Source organism: Streptomyces sp. NPDC048516 (assembly GCF_043199875.1).
Classification (GTDB): Bacteria; Actinomycetota; Actinomycetes; order Streptomycetales; family Streptomycetaceae; genus Streptomyces.
Genome location: NZ_JBICWS010000006.1, coordinates 218,047 through 235,392, shown reverse-complemented (window position 1 = coordinate 235,392; position 17,346 = coordinate 218,047). Strand labels below are relative to the sequence as shown.

Below are 17,346 nucleotides of genomic sequence, written 5' to 3'. Positions count from 1 at the left end.
CGCTACCGGGCCGGCCGAGGCCGCCCCCGTCACGGCTGTGGGGGGAGTAGCGGCCGTTGGCGCGTGTGAAGAGCGCGAAGGGTTCGGAGCGGTGGCGTGGCCTGGGTCTGCGGTCGTCTCGTCAGTCATGGGCCCATTCTGCGCCCGGCGCAGGAAATCCGTTGGCGAGGGCCACAAGCCTGTGGATAACTTCGCTGTATGCGAAGAAACACCGGTCCCGATGACTGGTGGGAGGCCAACCGCGCGAGGTGGGACGAGCGCGTCGCCATCCGCACCGTGAGCGATTATTACGACCAGGACGGATTTCGCAGGGCGCGCGACGTGCTCCGTGATTTCGGGGTTGCGGAGGTCGGGGACGTCACCGGGCGGTCCCTCCTTCACCTCCAGTGCCATTTCGGGGTGGACGAGACTCCCGGTACGTACACGGATTTCGGCGCACGGACGGTCAACAACCGCAGCGTCGAATGGCAGCACCCGCTCGGCGACGTCGTCTCGGCCCCGGACCCCCGCGGCAGGCCGTCCGGGCGGCCTGCCGCGGGGGCTGTGCTCATCCCAACCGCACCGGCAGCGCGTTCAGGCGCCAGCTACCCGGCAGGGGCGTCCGCTCCAGGCGTTCCGGTGCGACGCCCAGCGACAGCTTCGGGTAGTGCGCGAGCAGTTTGCCGAAGGCGACTTCGCCCTCCTGCTTGGCGAGTGTGGCGCCCAGGCAGTAGTGCGCCCCATGGCCGAAACCCACATGGTTCTCTGCCTGGCCCGCGGGGTGACGGGTCAGGTCGAGGCGGTCGGGGTCGGTGTAGTGGCGGGGGTCGAAGTTCGCCGACACCAGGACGAGTTGGACGGCGTCGCCCTTGCGGATCGTGGTGCCGGCCAGGTCGACGTCGGCGGCGGCGTAGCGCAGCTGGGTTATGTGCACCGGCCCGCACCAGCGCATCAGCTCGTGGACGGCGCGGGGGAGCAGGGACGGGTCGTCCTGGAGCAGGCGCAGCTGGTCGGGATGGGTGAGCAGCGCCGCCGTGCCGTTGCTGATGAGGTGGGCGGTGGTCTCGTGACCGGCGAGGACGAGCGTGAGGATCATGGTGACCATCTCGACGTCGCTGAGCCGGCCGCCGTCGTCGTCATGGGTACGGATCAGCTCGCTGAGCAGATCGTCGGTGAGCGCGCCGCGCCGCTCCCTGACCATTTGATGGATGTGCTCGATCATCGGCGGGAACGAGGTGCTGAGCCGGTCCGGCTCCATCGAGACGAGGTCGGCACCCCACTTCCGCCACTGGGGGCGGTCCGCCTCGGGTATGCCGACCAGTTCGCAGATGACGGTGATCGGCAGCGGGTAGGCGAAGTGCTGGATGAGATCGACGACGCCGTCCTCGGCGTGCTCGGGCAGCCGGGCCAGCAGTGCGTCGGCGATCTGCTCGACCCGTGGCCGCAGGTCGGTGATCTTGCGGGCCGTGAAGGCCCGCGACACCAGGCGGCGCAGCCGGGTGTGATCGGGGGCGTCGTAATTGAGAATCGATCCGAGCAGATAGGGGCGGAGGTGCTCGGGGAGGCCCAGCATGTCCATCAGCCTGGTCAGCGGGTTGTCCTCGGCCGCGTGCCCCAGCAACGGCGCGGCCGGGTTGTTCACGAACCGCTGGTCGCGCAGGACTTGGCGGACCTCCTCGAACCGCGTCACCAACCAGACGGGTGAGTCGTCCATGAATCGGCCGCGTACGACCGGGCCCTGCTCACGCAGCGCGCCGTAGCCGGCGAACGGGTCGTTGATCAGTGCCGGGTCCATCACGTTCGGCTCGCCCGGGTGTTTCCCGACGTGTGCAGCGAACGGTGAGGTGGGTGATGCCGACATCTTTCGTTCTCCTCCGGGTTGGGAGTCGGTCTGGGAGTCGGTCTGGGAATCGGTCTGGGAATCGGTCTCGGTGTCGGCCGCGCCGCCGTGGCAGGCGGACCAGGCGGATCAGTCGCGTATCTGCCGGCGGATCTCGCGCAGGGTGAGTTCCCCGAACTGTTCGTAGAGCGCGATGATCTCCGGCGCCGCTGCGGCCGCGGCCTTGTGTCCGCCGGGGGTCTCCAGTGCGCCGCGGACCGTTCGGGCGAGTATGTCGGCGCGTACCTGAGGGGCGACCGGGGCCCGGCCGGCGAGCAGGGCCTCGCCCGTGAAGAAGCCGGTGGCCATGGCCATCAGGGCGTACTGCTGGTGGTGCACGTCGAGGTCGTCGTGCACCAGGCCGTACCCGCGCAGTACTTCGAGATGGCGGCACAGCATCCGGTCGCCTTCGGCTATCAGCTCGGTGAGTTCCTTCTTCGCGGTGTCGTTGAGCCGGCCGAGGACGTCGGCATCGTCGGTGTATACGGCCCGCAGCACCGGATCATTCAGGAAGTCGCAGAAGAGCCCGCGCAGCATCCGGCTCGGCAGGATCTCCAGCGGATCGGCGCGCATGCGCGCCACCTGCCGGTGATGGTTGCGGAATTGGCTCCGCAGGACGACGGCCAGGAACAGCGCGTCCTTGGTCTTCCAGTGGAGGTAGACCGTGCCCTTGCCGACCTTGGCTCGCCGGGCGATCTCGTCGATCGTCAGGCGGTCGTAGCCCCAGGCGAGCAGCAGCTCTCCGGCCACCTCAAGGATGCGCTCACTGCGCTCCACCCGGTCCACGGTCAGTCCCCCTCTGACTCCGTGACCAGATTTCATATCTGGTCACGGAGTCAACGCTAGAACCGTCGGAACGATGGGATAAGGGCTATTCCGGCCAGGAGTTGGCCGGATGGACCTTCATGCGTGTGCGGGGTGATTCGACGTCAGGTGTTAGAACACTCTCAAAACGGGGTGGCTCGACGCTGTGGGGCGAAGTGCGCCAGGCCGCGCGAGGTGTGCTCAGAAAGGGCTGCGACCTGGTCTTATGCGCGCGGGATGCGGGAGTGTGGGCGGTGGGGCGTGGCCCTGTCAAGGTGACGAGAGATGTTCGAAGTTCTCCACTGCTGAGGGTGACTGGTGAGTACACTCGCCGACCATGTGTGAGGCCAGCCGGAACACAAAACGGCAAAATATACCCGTTTCTCAGCCATGTGCCGACGCTTCGGTCTGGCAGGGAAAGGCTGTGCGGAACCCGGCCGCCGCTGTCGGACGCGCTCCCCGGCGGGCGTTCGCCGCTGGCGACGGGTGGGTTCCGACCGGGCGGGTGGCCGTGACGGGCAGAGCGGCGAAGGCCTCGGTCTCCGAGGGCCTCGCGCCGTTTCCCCTCCCCGTCACGGCGGCCGCCCCGACGGTCACCGCCGGCACCCGCAGCGCCTGCACTACCCCCACATCCCCCACCCCCACACCCCCCATGACCCCCACATTTCGCATCACCCCCCACATTCCCCCACACCCCCACACCCCCACACTCCCCAACGCCCCCACACTCCCCAACACCCCCACCACCGCCCCTCTCTCAAGACACCCCGCCCCGGCCGCGCCCGAGACCGTTCCGGTCGCGACGTGAGGGGCCGGAGCAAACGGGGCAGGCATGCCCAGTCCCGTGATCCGCGCGGCCATTGGCTGCTGCTGAGCCTGGTGCTTCCCCTGGTGTTCGGTGCCCTGTTCTTCGAGGGCTGGACCACCCATGAGGTGGACGCCGCCAAGGTCCGCAGCGACTGCACCCAGCCCGTGCCGCCCGCGGTGGAGAAGGGCGGCCCGGTGGTGGATCTTCGCGGCGGCACCGTGAAGACCGCCGGGATGCCGGCCCGTACGGTGGCGCTCACCTACGACGGCGGACCCGACCCGGTGTGGACGCCGCGGCTGCTCGACCTGCTGCGCAAGCACCATGTCCACGCCACCTTCTTCCTGTACGGCGCCAAGGCCGCCCAACACCCGGACCTGGTACGGCGGATCAGGGACGAGGGCCATGAGATCGGCTCGAACACCTACACCGGCGCTGTCATGGGCTCGGCATCGCCCCTGCGCGCCCGGATGGAGCTCTCGCTCACGCAGAAGGCGCTGGCCGGCACGGTGGGCATCCACACCAGGCTGCTGCGGCTGCCGCAGACCACCGCGGCGGACACCATGTGCGGCGCGGAGTGGAAGGCCGCCAAGAAGGCGAGCGCGGAGGGCTACACACTGGTCGCCGCCGACCGGTGGTACCGCAAGCCGTCGCAGGGCCTCATCCGGCAGTTCAGCCAGAACGACACCGCCTACAAGGACACCGAGCGGCTGCTCGCCAACCGGAACGTCGACCAGTTCACCACCGTGACGGCCGGGGCCAAGCTGCCCCCGGCCGTCAAGACGGTTTCCGGCACCGAACGAGCGGTGGGCACGGCCCTGGTCTGGGTCAAGGTCGCCGGCTACACCTTCGTGCACGGCATGACCTGGGTGCTGGGCATCGCCGGCACCCTGGGTGTGCTGCGGCTGGCGTCCCTCGTCGTCTTCGCCCGGACGCACGTCCGGCGGCTGACCCGCTTCCGTCCCGGCTCCCCCTGGCTGCGGGAGGTCGCCGATCCGGTGACCGTGCTCGTGCCCGCCTTCAACGAAGAGGCGGGCATCGAGTCCACCGTCCGTTCGCTGCTCGCCTCCACCTACGTGGAGATGCAGGTCATCGTGATCGACGACGGGTCGACGGACGACACGGCGGAGATCGCCGTCCGGATCGGAGACCCCCGCGTGGAAGTGATCCGCCAGTACAACGCGGGCAAGGCGGCAGCCCTCAACACCGGCCTGGCGCACGCCCGGTACGAGATCGTGGTCATGGTCGACGCCGACACGGTCTTCGAGCCGGATGCCGTCTACCGGCTGATCCAGCCGCTCGCGCACCCGGCGGTGGGTGCGGTCAGCGGCAACACCAAGGTCGGCAACCGCGGCCGGTTGCTGGGCCAGTGGCAGCACCTGGAGTACGTCTTCGGGTTCAACCTCGACCGGCGGATGTTCGAGGTGCTGGAGTGCATGCCGACCGTCCCCGGCGCCATCGGGGCCTTCCGCAGGGACGCACTGATGGGCGTCGGCGGGGTCAGCGAGGACACCCTCGCCGAGGACACCGACCTGACGATGGCCCTGTGGCAGGCGGGCTGGCGGGTGGTCTACGAGGAGTCCGCGATCGCCTGGACCGAGGTGCCCACCTCGCTGCGGCAGCTGTGGCGGCAGCGCTACCGCTGGTGCTACGGCACGATCCAGGCCATGTGGAAGCACCGCCGCGCCGTCATCGAAGTGGGCCCCTCGGGGCGCTTCGGGCGGCGCGGGCTGAGCTACCTCGCGCTCTTCCAGGTCGCCCTGCCGCTGCTCGCGCCGGTCGTCGACGTCTTCGCCCTGTACGCGGCGCTGTTCCGCGGCCCGGTGCTCGCGGCCACCGTGTGGTTCGGCTTCCTCGGGCTCCAACTGGCCTGCGCCGGGTACGCGTTGAAGCTCGACCGGGAGCCGGTGAAGTCGCTGTGGACGATGCCGTTCCAGCTCTTCGTCTACCGGCAGCTGATGTATCTGGTGGTCATCCAGTCCGTGGTGGCCTTCCTGCTGGGCACCCGCCTGAAGTGGCAGCGCATGCAGCGCTCCGGCACCGCGGCCCAGCAGATCGGCCAACCGGTCGCGTACCAGGGCCTGACGTCGAGATGACCCCGTAACGGGCCTGCGGGGCGTCCGTACGGCCGTGTGCCGTGCGGACGCCCCGGGCACCGGCCAACAGCCGGCCGCCGGCCCGGTCCCGCACCCTCCCGCTCGCTTGTGTAGATCCGAGCACTCCTTGGTGAAGAGGACATGACATTGGAGACTTCCGCGCATGACTGACTGGCTGGACAGGCCGCCCGAAACCTGGCGCGGCGGCGAAACGGAGACGACGTACCCCGGCCCCGGGCAGGTGTGGCTCCCGGAGGAGCACCCGCCCCAGATGTATCCGCCCCAGATGTATCCGCCCCAGGGGCCTCCGCCCCGGATGCACCCGCCCCAGGAGCCTTCGCCCCGGACGCAGCCGTCTCAGGGGCCTCCGCCTCAGATGCACTGGCCCCAGATGGACCAGGCAGGGACCGTGAACAGCCCGCTGCCCGACGTCCGGGCGCCCGCACCGGCGCCGGCGCCCCCGGTCCGGTTCGAGGCACCCGGCGGGGACGACGGGCGTGCGGTCCGGCCCGGCCGCGTGGGCCCCGAAGCCGGGCGTGCGGGCCGCGGCCGGCGCGCCGTCCGCCGTTCCCCGCGCCGCCGCCGGATCAGGCGGACGGCGATCTTGCTGGTGACCGTGCTGCTCTCCGGCTCCCTCGGCACCTACGTCTGGGCCGATACGCAGCTCAACCGCGAGGTCGACCTGGATAAGATCGCGGACCGGATGCCGCAGGGCCGGGGGACCAACTACCTGATCGTGGGATCCGACAGCCGGGTGGGCCTCTCCGACCGGGCCAAGAAGGACCTGCACACCGGCGGTTCGGCCGACGCGGGCCGCCGCACCGACTCGATGATCCTGCTGCACACCGGTGCCCACGGCACCACGATGGTGAGCCTGCCGCGTGACTCGTGGGTGACCATCCCGCCGTACATCCGCCCCGACACCGGCAAGCACTACCGCGCGGCGAAGAACAAGCTCAACGCGGCGTTCTCGTTCGGCGGCCCCGACCTGCTCGTCCGGACCATCGAGCGCAACACGGGCGTGCACGTCGACCACTACACGGAGATCGGGTTCGCCGGTTTCGTGGGCATCGTCAACGCCATCGGCGGCGTCCCGATCTGCCTGGACCGCGACGTCAGGGACAAGAAGTCGGGCGCGAACCTCAAGAAGGGCTGCCAGACCCTCGACGGCCGTACGGCACTGGCATTCGTCCGCCAGCGCCACCAGGAGGCCCAGGGTGACCTCGGCCGGAGCCAGAACCAGCAAAAGTTCCTGGCCGCCCTCGCCCGCAAGGCCGCCACGCCCGGCATCCTGCTCGACCCGGCCAAGGTCTACCCGACCATGAGCGCGGGCCTCGGCACGCTCATCGTCGACAAGGACACCGGCCTGACCAACCTCACCTCGCTGTTCAAGGCGATGAAGGGCGTCACGGCGGGCGACGGCAAGCGGCTCAACGTCCCCGTGTCGAACCTCAACCTCCGCACCCCCAAAGGAAGCGCCGTGCAGTGGAACGAGGCGAAGGCGAAGGAGCTCTTCACCGAGCTGAACGACGACCGCCCGGTGACGGTCGGGGAGAAGGGCTGAGCCACCGCGAACGGGCCTTCGGCCGGCCGGCCCCGCGGGCGGTCCCGCCCGGGGCGCCGGTCCGCCGGAGGCCCGTTCGCGGCGCGGCTAGCGGAACAGGCCCAGCGCGCCGTCGAGCGACCAGGACTGCCAGCTCACGGCGAACAGCCCCGCGAGGGAGACCAGAGCCATCATCAGGTTCTGTCCCTGCTCAGCCCAGTCGTGGATCATCAGCACGAGATAGATCAGGTTGAGCACCGCTCCGCAGACCAGGGCTATCGGCGTCAGGAAGCCCACGACCAGCCCGAGGCCGAGAGCCAGCTCCGCGTAGGCGACGAGGTACGCCATCGGCCGGGGGCGGGGCCTCACCCAGCGGTCGAAGCCCGTACGGACCGCGGACCACCGGTGCTTGGCCGCGACGCCGGCCGCCCAGGTGATGCCGCCGCCGGTGAACCAGGTCTTCTTGTCCTTGTGGCGCCAGCTCTCCAGCCACCACAGCCCGAGGCCGATACGCAGGACGGCGAACCACTCGGCACCGCTGAGCCAGATCGATTGCATGCTGTCCCCTCGCTGCTCATCAACTGAACTGACGATGTGTCAGTTCAACGGACGGGGCGCCGCCGCGCAAGGGGGTGGAGTTTGCGGTCCCGCCTTGTCGTCGCACGGGGGGAGCCCATAACCTCGAAACTGATGGGTCGTCAGGTATGGGTCCGGCATGGGCCACCGGCGGGCAGTTGGGGGTACAGCGTGATCAGCAACGAGAGCGGCACGGCGGAGCTTCCCAGGGTCATCAGCGTGGACGATCACGTGATCGAGCCCGCGCACCTCTTCGAGAGCTGGCTTCCGAAGAAGTACCAGGACAGGGGGCCGAAGCCGTTCACCGCCGGCATCGGCGGGCTGGCGTACGTCGGCGGGAAGTACCGGTTCACCACGGACCCCAAGGGCCAGCTCACCGACTGGTGGGAGTACGAGGGGCTGATCTTCCCGTACAAGCGCATCATCGCCGCCGTGGGCTTCTCCCGCGACGAGATGACGCTGGACGGGATCACCCGGGAGCAGATGCGGCGGGGGTGCTGGGACCCGAAGGCACGGCTGGCGGACATGGACCTCAACCATGTCGAGGCGTCGCTCTGCTTCCCGACGTTCCCGCGCTTTTGCGGGCAGACCTTCGCCGAGGCCGGGGACAAGGAGGTCGGGCTCGCGTGCGTCCGGGCGTACAACGACTGGATGGTGGAGGAGTGGTGCGGGGACAGCGGCGGGCGGCTGATTCCGCTGTGCCTCATCCCGCTGTGGGACGTCGAGCTGGCCGTCGCGGAGATCCGGCGCAATGCCGCCCGCGGGGTGCGGGCGGTGACCTTCAGCGAGATTCCCACCTACCTGGGGCTGCCGTCGATCCACTCCGGTTACTGGGACCCGTTCTTCGCCGCGTGCGAGGAGACCGGGACCGTCGTGAACATGCACATCGGCTCGTCGTCGCAGATGCCGGCCGCCTCACCGGACGCACCGCCCGCCGTGCAGGCCTCCCTGAGCTTCAACAATGCGATGGCCTCGATGATGGACTTCCTCTTCAGCGGCGTCCTCGTGAAGTTCCCCCGGCTGAAGCTGGCGTACAGCGAGGGCCAGATGGGGTGGATCCCGTACGCCCTGGAGCGCGCCGATGACGTCTGGGAGGAGCACCGGGCGTGGGGCGGGGTCAAGGACCTGATCCCCGAGCCGCCGTCGTCGTACTACTACCGGCAGATCTTCTGCTGCTTCTTCCGCGACCGGCACGGCATCGAGGCGATCGAGACGGTGGGGGTCGACAACGCGACCTTCGAGACCGACTACCCGCACGTCGACTCGACCTGGCCGCATACGAAGGAGGTGGCCGCCGAGCATGTGGCGGGGCTGCCGGCGGAGGTGACGTACAAGATCCTTCGGGGGAACGCCATCCGGATGCTGGACCTCGCGTTCGACCGGGAATAGCGGGAAGGCCGGGTGGCACTCACCACCTTTCCAGGGGCGTGACGAACAGCATTTCCGTGCGGTCACCGGGCAGGATCACGTCGGAGACACTCACGATCCGGTCGTTGACGTCGACCGAGGTCTTGCGGAGTACGAGCACCGAGGTCCCGGGCGGCAGCTCCAGCTCCGCCGCCTCTTCGGGGGCCGGCGGGCGGGCGGTGACCCGTTCCTCGATGCGGCCCAGCTCGATGCCGAGGGTGTAGAGCTGGGCCTGCGACCCGCCCGGCCAGGGCTCCTTGGCCTCGTCCAGCAGGTCGGGGTTCTTCGCGATCATGTCGCGGACGAGGTACGAGGTCATCAGGCTGAAGGGCGCGCTCTCGGCGGCGTACCGCGTTCTGTAGCGGCGTTCGAGGAGGGGCGTGCCTTCCGGCAGGTCGAAGGCCCGCGCGAGGTCTTCGTCCGCCTCGGTCTCGCGGTACGACGCGTGAAAGACCAGGTCATCGACGTGCAGACCGGTGTCCCGCTCGGTGGCGCCGGTCCGGGCCCGCTCCTCCAGCGGCTCGCGCGCCCGGCTCTTCTCCCACTGGTGGCGGAGGTTCGTGCGCACGGCAACGGTGCGCGGGCGCCGGACGACGGTGCCGCGCCCGTCCTGCTTCTCGACGAGGCCTTCGTCGCGCAGGATCCGCAGAGCGTCCTGGACCGCGGGCACGCTCCACCCGAACTCCCCGGCGAGCTCCGCCACCGGGGGCAAGCGGTCGCCAGGTTTCCACCGGCCCGTCCGGACGGCCTGCCGGAGCTGGTCCGTGATCCGCTCGTACGCCACTGCCATGCGTGCTCACCGTTCCGTGCTCGGCGCGCCGGCCCGGCGGCCGGCCGGACGGCACCAGCCTATGAGTCATCACGAGGTGCCGACGAGTGGAGGGCGTCCGTCCGGTACCCGGCTGTCCGTGTCCGGCGCCAGGGCGCTGCCCGTGTCCGGTGCGGGGCATGGAAATGCCCGATCGCTGGCGACGGGGGATGCACCAGCGATCGGGCTGACGCCAAGACTAACAAGGCTGCCTCTCCTGCGGGAGCCAACTTCCCGGCAACTTCGAGGGTTTGTGAGGGGGATCACGCAGGGTGGTGCGCCAAGGGGTGGAATTCGTGAGCAAAGGGCACTGCGGAACCGACGGGGTGCCGCTGCGCCGAAGGGGCGCAGCAGAGCCGGCCGACGGTTTCTGCCCGGCACCCGGGCGGCATGCCGCCGGCCGAGCCTCGGCCCTGTCCCCCGCTACCCGCTACCCGCCGCACGGGGGCTCGTACGAAAGGCGGGGCAGATATTCGTGCCAATTACCCGGCGTCAGAACTCCCCGAGTGGTCGAGCAAACACGGTGAATGGCCGCGTCGGCGTCGAGGTTCCACAGCCGGACGGTATCGGCGCCGCTCGATACCCCCAGGATGTGGCTTCCGGGGCGGAACGAAAGGAAATTGCCGGCCTTCGCGTTGGGGCTCATCGACTGGCCGATGGGAGTGGCCGTGGAGGGGTGCGCGACGTTCCAGAGCCGGACCATGTCGTCGTTGCCGCCGCTCGCCAGGGTGCGGCCGTCCTGGCTGAAGGTCACCGACGCGATCGCCTCGGTATGGCCGGTGAGGGTGGAGAGCGGGGTGGATTTGCGGGGGTCGGCGACGTCCCAGAGCCGGACCGTGTTGTCGTCGCTGCCGCTGGCCAGGGTACGGCCGTCCGGGCTGTAGGCGACCATGTTGACGGGGCCCCGGTGTCCCTTGAGAGGCGCACCGAGCAGGGTGGCGTGACGCGGGTCGGCCGCCTTCCAGAGGCGGACGGTGCCGTCGGCGCTGCCGCTGGCGAGAGTGCGGCCGTCCGGGCTGTAGGCGAGGAAGTTGACGTAGCCCGTGTGGCCGGTGAGCGGTTCACCGAGCGGATGAGGGCGCGACGGGTCGCGGACGTCCCACAACTGAGCGGAGCGGTCGTCGTAGGGGGTTGCCAGCGTGTGCCCGTCCGGGCTGAAGGCCAGTGCGGCCGCGTACCGGGTCCGCAGCGTGAGGGGCGGCCCGTAGGGGACGGGCCGCGCGGGGTCGGTGACGTTCCACAGCTGCAGTGCGCGGCTCCCCGACCGCACCGCGAGGGTACGGCCGTCGGGGGAGAAGGCCATCCACCGCACGTCACCCTTCCCGGGCCGGAACGGCTTGCCCAGCAATGCGGGCCGCCGGGGATCCTTCACGTTCCACAGCCGCATCCGGTCGTCGCGCGCGGCCGTGGCGAGCACCTGCCCGTCCGGGCGGAACGACCCGATGCGGCCGGTCATGTCCGATGCCGGCATCGACCACAGGCGGACCTTGTTGTCGCCACCCCCGGTGGCGAGGGTGCGGCCGTCGGGGCTGAAGCTCACGGCGTACATCTCACCGCTGCTGCCGGCGAGCGGTTCGCCGACCTGCGACGGATATGCCGGATTGCGGACGCTCCACATGCTCGCCGTGCCGTCCGCGCTGCCGGCGGCGAGCATGCTGCCGTCGGGGCTGAAGTCCACGGACCACACGGCACCGGTGTGGCCGGTCAGGGGCGCACCCAGCGCCGTCGCGTGACGCGGGGCGGCCACGTCCCAGAGCCGGATGGTGTTGTCGTCGCTGCCGCTGGCGAGGGTGCGGCCGTCGGGACTGAAGGCCACGGAGTGCACCGTGCCCTTGTGGCCCTTCAGGACCGGGCCGACCGGCTTCGGATGACGCGGATCGGCCGTGTTCCACAGCCTGATCGTGGCGTCGTCGCCGCCGGCCGCCACGGTCCGCCCGTCGGGGCTGAAGGCCACGGAGCGCACGGCGGCGGTGTGGCCGGTCAGGACACCGAGCTTCCGCGGCCGGCGGGTGTCGGCCACGTCCCACAGGCGGACGGTGTGATCTTCGTCGGCGGCGGCCAGCGTGTGTCCGTCCGGGCTGAAGGCGAGCAGGTAGGCCGTGCCGTTGTGGCCGGTCAGGGGCGCACCGATCGGGCGTGGGCGGCTGGGGTTGCGCACGTCCCACAACCGGATCGTGCCGTCGTCCGAAGCGCTGGCGAGGGTGTGTCCGTCCGGGCTGAAGACGGCGGTGCTCACCCAGCTGGTGTGTCCGGTGAGGGGCTTGCCCAGGGGCTTGGGGTGCGTCGGGTCCGCCACGTCCCACAGCCGGACGGTGCGGTCGTAGCTCGCGGTGGCCAGGATCCGCCCACTCGGGCTGAAGGCGGTGAGGTAGACGGGACCGGTGTGGCCGAGCAGCGGGGTGGCCAGTGGTGCGTTCACCGTCGAGATCAGCCGGTTGTCGGTGCCCTCGTCGTCCGGCCGCAAGCGGTGTGCCACCAGGTCGAGCTGAGCGGACAGCGAGGGATCCGTGTGCTGGACGCGGTCGGCTTCGGCGAGCACCTGCTCGAACACCGCGTCGTCCCGCTGCTGCCACGCGACCACCGCCGAACCGGCGGCCAGTATCGCCAGGACGGCCAGCGCCGATACCGCCGCACGGCTGATCCACACCGTGCGCTTGCGCAGCTTGACCGAAGCGGCCAGGAATTCCACCGCGCTCCGGGTCAGAAAGGTGTCACCGGCAGACTGCGCCCAGGTGCGGGCCTGTTCCAGACGCGAACCCCGGTAGAGCAGCGAGGCGTCACGGTGGGCGCCCTCCCAGGCTCTGCCGTCCTCCTCCAGCCGCTGGCGCAGCAGGTTGCCGGTCCGGTCCTCGTCGATCCAGTCGCGCAGGCGCGGCCAGGCGTGGAGCAGCGCTTCATGGGTGATCTCCACGGCCTCCGCGTCGAGGGTCACCAGCCGGGCGTGCACCAGCGCTTCCAGCGACTCCTCCGTCTTGTGGGGGTCCGCCGACTCGTCCGCCAGCTGGCGCCGGGTCCCCCGCCGACGGGTGGCCTGGGTGTCCTCGCCCAGCCGGACCAGCCGGAGCAGGAGCAGCCGCGCGGCCGTGCGTGCCGTCGGGTCGAGACCGGTCCAGGCCCGCTCGGCGGTCGCCGCCACCGCTCCTTGGATGCCGCCCGCCGCGCGGTAGCCGGCCAGCGTCAGCCGCCCCGCCTTCCGCCGCTGCCAGGTGGCGAGCAGGGCGTGGGAGAGGAGGGGCAGCACCCCCGCGTCGTGCGTCCCGCCGGGGCCGTCGGCGCTCACCTCCCGGACGATCAGCTCCGCCAGCCCCGGTTCGAGTTCCAGGCCCACGGCCTTGGCCGGGCCGGTCACCGCCTCGCGCAGTTCCGTGGTGGTCAGCGGCCCGAGCACCATGTGCCGGTGCTGCAGCGCGTCGGCCAGCTCGGGATACCCGAGGCACCGGTCGTAGAAGTCGGCGCGTATGCCGAGGATGACGCGCACGGGTGCCGGGGCACCGGGACCGCCGTGAGTGCAGGCGGCGTGGAGGAGCTGGAGGAAGGTGCGCCGGTCCGCCTCGTCGGAGCAGAGGGTGAACGCCTCCTCGAACTGGTCCACGATGACGACCGGCCGCGCGGTGGCGGACGCCTCCCGCCCCGCCCAGGTCCCGACCGCCTCCCGCACCGCCTGCGTGAAGTGCACGGTGCCGGGCTCCTGCGCCGCCGATTGCCCCGCCGCGGAGAGGACGGGTGCCAGCTCGGGGATCCGGGAGGCCAGCTCGGCGAGCGGATCGGCTCCCGGCACCAGCTGCAGTACCTTCCCCTGCTGGCTCTTCCCGTCGCCCGCCGGGCCGTTCCGCAGCGCGCCGTTCCGCAGTGCGGGCACCAGCCCGGCGTTCAGCAGGGAGGATTTTCCGGCCCCCGAGGCGCCAACCAGCATGACCAGGCCACCCGTCTTCTCCGCTGCGCGGAGCTGGGCGACGAGGGCATCCGTGCACCGCTCCCGGCCGAAGAACCACCGGGCGTCCTGCTGACGGTACGAAGCCAGCCCCCGGTAGGGGCACACGCCGGGGACGGCCGGCGCCTCGGCCGCGGGGCGCCCCTCCTCTTCCTCGGCTGCCGAGGCGCGGTCGCCGACCGCGCGCTCCCACAGGCGCTGCCACTCGGCCGCGTCGTACAGGCCCGGGGACACCGGAGCGGGCCGCTGGCGCCGTGCCTGGGGGATCAGGACGTGCAGCACCGCGGCGAGCGCGGTGAACTGCGCGGGCACGTTCTTGGCCCGCCGCCAGTCGCTGATCCGCTGCACGGACACCCGCACGGGCCGCCCTCGTTCGTCGACCCGCTGGAGCCGCACGACCGCCTCGGCCACCTTCTTGAGCGGAGGGTTGCCGGCCTCCTTGTACAGCAGCGCGAGACGTTCCGCGAAGGCTGTGCGTGCCCCTGAGTCGGAACTCACGGCCTCCCCCCTTCCTTCCCCCGCATCTGGACATCCGGACCGGAAAACTCACCTTAGCGGCCTGACCTGCGGCGAAGACCGCAGCCCGATACCGGAACCTCCTCAGAGGGAACCTCACCTGGCAGGATCACTTCCCAGCGGCGCATCAAGGGGTGCCCTACCCCGACAAGCCACCGGCACAGCCCCGGCAAAGCACTTCTTGATGCCTGTTCCCGGCCACCTGCTGCCGGACTCACGAGCCACATGTGACGGTCTCGGCTCATGAGCCCGGGGAATCCGTGGAGCCGGTCCCCATCGGACCGCTCGCCCGGCGACCTCGGGACCCGGCACCGTCCACGCTCCGCGCCACCCGCGCGGACCGCCCCCGCCTGCGCCATTCGGCACCGGTCCCCACGAGGGGAGGGACCGGTGACGAATGGCGCGGCGATGTTTTCGGGGCCGGCCCGGCCCGGTCGTGAAGGGTCCCCCCAGCCGCCGGATGCGGAGGTCACCGCGCCTGGACCGGCCGCCACCCCGTAAGCCCCCGCATCGCCGGGGCCGAGCAACTTCCCTGTCCGCACAGAGCCTTCGACGCGGCCATGGCGGCCTTGACGGTGCACCACCGGCACGACCTACGCCGTGGTCTGCGTGGCGGGCTCGACCTTTGCCCAACTCCCGCCGTCCGTCGTCGAACCGGCGATCGCGAGGCGGCGTACGGACCTGGAGTCCAGCAAGAGGGAACCGCCGGCGGTCCGCACCCTCGTCCCTCCAGACCACGTCGGCGGCGCCCATGAGTGCCGCGCCCGAAGGCCTACCGCCTGACCCGGGAGGAGGCCGCAGCTTCGGCTCCCGCCGGTTTCACGACCTGACGCGAAGTTACACCTGCTTCGTACCGCAGCGGCTCGGCAGGCAGGGGCGGTACCGGCATGCCGGTCGGCACCGGCGCGACAGTGGAGTGTGCCCGACATCACAGGTTCCGGACTCGACGGCTTCCAGGCGTACACACAGCGGCGGCCGCACAACACATCAGGCCCGGTGCTGATCTCTCAGCACCGGGCCTGATGTTGTTTCTTCAGTCGGGGTGGCGGGATTTGAACCCACGACCTCTTCGTCCCGAACGAAGCGCGCTGCCAAGCTGCGCTACACCCCGAAGCAACGAGCTCTACTTTAGCGGACTGATCCCCGTAGGCGAAATCCGGTTGTTGTGGAGCCGGGGAGCGGGCCTGACCTGGTCGATCCCGATGGTGATCAAGGGGAGGGCGCAGATGGCCAGGCCGAGGGTGAGGGCGGAGGTGACGGTGGGGGAGGGGGCGCCGGTGGTGGTGGGGAGGGCAAGGGTGAAGGCGAGGTAGAGCAGGGGGTAGGCCGGCCACTGCCAGGCGTAGGAGGGGCGGAGACCGCGGGGCGTGGTGAGCAGCAGCCAGTCGGCGAGGGTGGCGAGCGGGGTGAAGACGTAGAGGAGCTGAGGGGAGAGGGCTTGGGCGGCGCCGGGGTTGCCGGTGGACGGCAAGGCGAAGGCGAAGGCGGTGGCGTCGGCGGCCGGGAGGACGTGGTGGAGGAGGGCGGGGAGGGCGAGGAAGGGGACGAGCGCGCCGGCGATGCGGGGGCTTACGGGGTGGCGGCCGGTCCAGGCGCGGTGCGCGGAGCAGGCGGAGACCAGCGCTGCGGCGATGTTGGCCTGCACGGTGAAGCGGGTGAGGAGCTGGGCCGGGTCGGCGGTGCCGAGGGCCGCCAGGACGAGTCCCGTCAGGGCCGCCGCGGTGATGAGGAGACGGAAGGCGGCTGCCAGGGGGTGGCGGCTGGTGGGGGCAACGGCCGCTGCCGGGGTGCGGGCGGCGGCGCCGGCCGGGCCGGTGGCGTGGCGCGTGGACTGCGAGGTCCGGGTGGGATCGGACATCCCTCCACGGTAGAGGGATGATCAACGGGTGCGGGAGACCCCGTCGGGCAAAACGCCCGCCGAAGGGTCAGCCGCCCGCCGAAGGGTCAGTCCCCCGCCGTAAGGGTCAGTCCCGCGCCGTAAGGGTCAGCAGCGTCGCCTCCGGGGGGCAGGCGAAGCGGACCGGGGTGTAGCGGTTGGTGCCGCAGCCGGCGGAGACGTGGAGGTACGAGGTGTGCCCGGCGGCGGTGTGGGTGGACAGGCCCTTCACGCGGTCGGTGTCGATGTCGCAGTTGGTGACCAGGGCACCGTAGAAGGGGATGCAGAGCTGGCCGCCGTGGGTGTGGCCGGCCAGGATCAGCGGATAGCCGTCGGCGGTGAAGGCGTCCAGGGAGCGCAGGTAGGGGGCGTGTACGACGGCCAGCGAGAGATCGGCGCCGGATTCCGGGCCGCCGGCGACCTCGGCGTAGCGGTCACGCTTGATGTGCGGGTCGTCCAGGCCGGTCAGGGCGATCTCGATGCCCTCCAGCTTGAGGCGGCCGCGGGAATTGGACAGGCCGACCCAGCCGGCCGCGTCGAAGGCGTCGCGCAGCTCTTCCCACGGGTTGTGGACGACGCCCACGGCGGGTGCGTTGCCGTTGAGGCCGTGGCGGCCCTGGGTCCGCTCGATGAGGTAGCGGGCGGGATTGCGCAGCTTGGGGCCGTAGTAGTCGTTGGAGCCGAAGACGTAGGCGCCGGGGAATTCCATCAGCGGGCCGAGCGCGTCCAGCGCCTCGGGAACGCCCTCGGTGTCGGAGAGGTTGTCGCCCGTGTTGATGACGAAGTCGGGTCGCAGCCCGGCGAGCGACTGCAGCCAGCGCTGCTTCTTGCGCTGTCCGCTGACCATGTGGATGTCGGAGACCTGCAGAACGCGCAACGGCCGCATGCCGCGGGGCAGTACGGGCACGGTGACGCGCCGGAGGCGGAAGGAGCGGACTTCGAATCCCGCGGCGTAGGCCAGGCCGGCCGCGCCGACTGCGGTCAGGGTCAGGGGTACTCCGTATCGCGCGCGCATGGTCCCCATCGTCGCAGAGTGCGAGGGGTAAGTGCAGCGGGAGGGAGCCGCCCCGCCGGGAGGTGGGCGTGGTGGGCCGGGAGGAAAAGGCGCGGTGGTTGTCGGCGGGTG

Annotated in this window: 10 protein-coding genes, 1 tRNA gene and 1 pseudogene; 4 read left to right on the top strand and 8 right to left on the bottom strand. The window is 70.8% G+C overall.

Annotated features, from left to right (window positions below; genetic code table 11):
* Positions 1-198: 198 nt before the first annotated feature.
* Positions 199-498: pseudogene (locus ACGFR7_RS14755) on the top strand (hypothetical protein); the annotation flags it as partial.
* Between the two features lie 49 nt (positions 499-547).
* Here ACGFR7_RS14755 and ACGFR7_RS14750 read toward each other — a convergent pair.
* Together ACGFR7_RS14750 and ACGFR7_RS14745 are read right to left on the bottom strand one after the other, a co-directional pair.
* Positions 548-1,840 carry a cytochrome P450 gene (locus tag ACGFR7_RS14750; protein ID WP_393318076.1) on the bottom strand — a complete coding sequence of 431 codons (1,293 nt, stop codon included), beginning with the start codon at positions 1,838-1,840 and terminating at the stop codon, positions 548-550.
* A gap of 108 nt (positions 1,841-1,948) precedes the next feature.
* Complete coding sequence (locus ACGFR7_RS14745) at positions 1,949-2,635, bottom strand: TetR/AcrR family transcriptional regulator (protein WP_393318073.1); 687 nt, start codon at positions 2,633-2,635, stop codon at positions 1,949-1,951.
* A gap of 831 nt (positions 2,636-3,466) precedes the next feature.
* Here ACGFR7_RS14745 and ACGFR7_RS14740 point away from each other — a divergent pair.
* A complete protein-coding gene (locus ACGFR7_RS14740; RefSeq protein WP_393318070.1) occupies positions 3,467-5,563 on the top strand; it encodes a bifunctional polysaccharide deacetylase/glycosyltransferase family 2 protein in 2,097 nt (698 codons plus the stop codon).
* Positions 5,564-5,954: 391 nt separating this feature from the next.
* Positions 5,955-7,127: an LCP family protein gene (locus ACGFR7_RS14735; protein ID WP_393318067.1), complete on the top strand. Its 1,173-nt coding sequence runs from the start codon at positions 5,955-5,957 to the stop codon at positions 7,125-7,127.
* Positions 7,128-7,214: 87 nt separating this feature from the next.
* On the opposite strand, the gene ACGFR7_RS14730 is transcribed toward ACGFR7_RS14735, so the two are convergent.
* Positions 7,215-7,664: a DoxX family membrane protein gene (locus tag ACGFR7_RS14730; protein WP_393318064.1), complete on the bottom strand. Its 450-nt coding sequence runs from the start codon at positions 7,662-7,664 to the stop codon at positions 7,215-7,217.
* 189 nt (positions 7,665-7,853) lie between these two features.
* On the opposite strand from ACGFR7_RS14730, the gene ACGFR7_RS14725 reads away from it, so the two are divergent.
* Positions 7,854-9,071 (top strand): amidohydrolase family protein, encoded by a 1,218-nt coding sequence (locus ACGFR7_RS14725; RefSeq protein ID WP_393318061.1) that lies wholly within the window; start codon positions 7,854-7,856, stop codon positions 9,069-9,071.
* Between the two features lie 19 nt (positions 9,072-9,090).
* Here ACGFR7_RS14725 and ACGFR7_RS14720 read toward each other — a convergent pair whose 3' ends face one another.
* From ACGFR7_RS14720 to ACGFR7_RS14700, 5 genes are all read right to left on the bottom strand, one after another.
* Positions 9,091-9,879 (bottom strand): GntR family transcriptional regulator, encoded by a 789-nt coding sequence (locus ACGFR7_RS14720; protein ID WP_393318058.1) that lies wholly within the window; start codon positions 9,877-9,879, stop codon positions 9,091-9,093.
* 448 nt (positions 9,880-10,327) lie between these two features.
* A complete protein-coding gene (locus ACGFR7_RS14715) occupies positions 10,328-14,326 on the bottom strand; it encodes an AAA family ATPase (RefSeq protein ID WP_393318055.1) in 3,999 nt (1,332 codons plus the stop codon).
* A gap of 1,055 nt (positions 14,327-15,381) precedes the next feature.
* Positions 15,382-15,455: transfer RNA gene (locus ACGFR7_RS14710), tRNA-Pro, on the bottom strand.
* Between the two features lie 12 nt (positions 15,456-15,467).
* A complete protein-coding gene (locus tag ACGFR7_RS14705) occupies positions 15,468-16,202 on the bottom strand; it encodes an integral membrane regulator (RefSeq protein ID WP_393318053.1) in 735 nt (244 codons plus the stop codon).
* 106 nt (positions 16,203-16,308) lie between these two features.
* Positions 16,309-17,235 carry a metallophosphoesterase gene (locus ACGFR7_RS14700; RefSeq protein ID WP_393318050.1) on the bottom strand — a complete coding sequence of 309 codons (927 nt, stop codon included), beginning with the start codon at positions 17,233-17,235 and terminating at the stop codon, positions 16,309-16,311.
* Positions 17,236-17,346: the final 111 nt, after the last annotated feature.

Excerpts from the sequence above, each read along its gene's own strand:
- ACGFR7_RS14750 (WP_393318076.1), bottom strand. The coding sequence starts at position 1,840 with ATGTCGGCATCACCCACCTCACCGTTCGCTGCACACGTCGGGAAACAC.
- ACGFR7_RS14735 (WP_393318067.1), top strand. The coding sequence starts at position 5,955 with ATGGACCAGGCAGGGACCGTGAACAGCCCGCTGCCCGACGTCCGGGCG.
- ACGFR7_RS14730 (WP_393318064.1), bottom strand. The coding sequence starts at position 7,664 with ATGCAATCGATCTGGCTCAGCGGTGCCGAGTGGTTCGCCGTCCTGCGT.
- ACGFR7_RS14720 (WP_393318058.1), bottom strand. The coding sequence starts at position 9,879 with ATGGCAGTGGCGTACGAGCGGATCACGGACCAGCTCCGGCAGGCCGTC.
- ACGFR7_RS14705 (WP_393318053.1), bottom strand. The coding sequence starts at position 16,202 with ATGTCCGATCCCACCCGGACCTCGCAGTCCACGCGCCACGCCACCGGC.
- ACGFR7_RS14700 (WP_393318050.1), bottom strand. The coding sequence starts at position 17,235 with ATGCGCGCGCGATACGGAGTACCCCTGACCCTGACCGCAGTCGGCGCG.